The organism is Vibrio sp. R-1 (genome assembly GCF_035615595.1).
GTDB classification, from domain to species: domain Bacteria; phylum Pseudomonadota; class Gammaproteobacteria; order Enterobacterales; family Vibrionaceae; genus Vibrio; species Vibrio cholerae.
Genome location: NZ_WPDC01000238.1, coordinates 1 through 880 on the forward strand (window position 1 = coordinate 1; position 880 = coordinate 880).

Genomic DNA, 880 nt, shown 5'->3' on the forward strand with positions numbered 1-880 from the left:
CGTTTTTAGGCTCAGGAGGGCATTTGGATATTTTTAATAATCGAGAGTTAGCTACCGCTACTCTGGTCATTGTTGCCTTCATTTGGGTTTCCATAAAAAGTAAGGAGGTTCTACCTGCTATAGAGTTAGTCCTAAAGTCCTTTTGCCAAAAAGCCATACTGATAACCACTAGCACTCTGATTTTATATATTTCAATTGTCGTATATTTACTTTATAGCATCGATGTTTGGAATGCAGGGCAACTTAAAAATACGATACTGTGGTTTGTGTTTATTGGCTTTGTTCAGCTTATGAATACGACTAAGATCACCGAACCCAAAGAGTACTTGAAAGCATCGTTAAATTCTCAGGTTAAGCTGATTGTACTAATTGAGTTCCTAGTAGCGTTTCATTCTTACGGCTTTATAACGGAATTATTTCTAGTAACGACAGCTACACTATTTGCGTGTTGTAGTGCTTTTGCCAAAGGTAAACCAGAGTATAAGCAAGCACAAAAAATATCGGACTATATTTTAGCCATAATGGGAACCTTGATTTTCATCGACTCAATCTTAAATATATATAACGAACCAGGTAAGTTTATCAGTGTTGATACATTCCGGGATTTCTTGGTTCCGATGTTGTTGTCGGTATCTTTACTACCATATGTGTATCTGTTTTATTATTTTTTGGCTTACGAGAGAGCGTTTGTTATAACTCATATCTATACTGACTCTAAACAACTTCAACGGTACGCAAAAATACGCTCATTTGTTGCCTTCAAAGGGAAGCCTAGCCTTATTCATAAGTGGCTGATCTATTCTTGTATTCCAGAGTTTGAGTCAAAAAAAACGATTCAAGCTTCAATCGATAAATTTAAAGAGCAGCAGCGTGAATCAAC

General features: G+C 36.4%; 1 protein-coding gene. It reads left to right on the forward strand.

The window, feature by feature from the left end; all coding sequences use genetic code 11:
- Positions 1 to 23: 23 nt before the first annotated feature.
- Positions 24 to 880, forward strand: an 857-nt coding sequence (locus tag GOU96_RS17850) for a hypothetical protein (RefSeq protein WP_324702100.1), incomplete at its 3' end; no start/stop codon positions are given.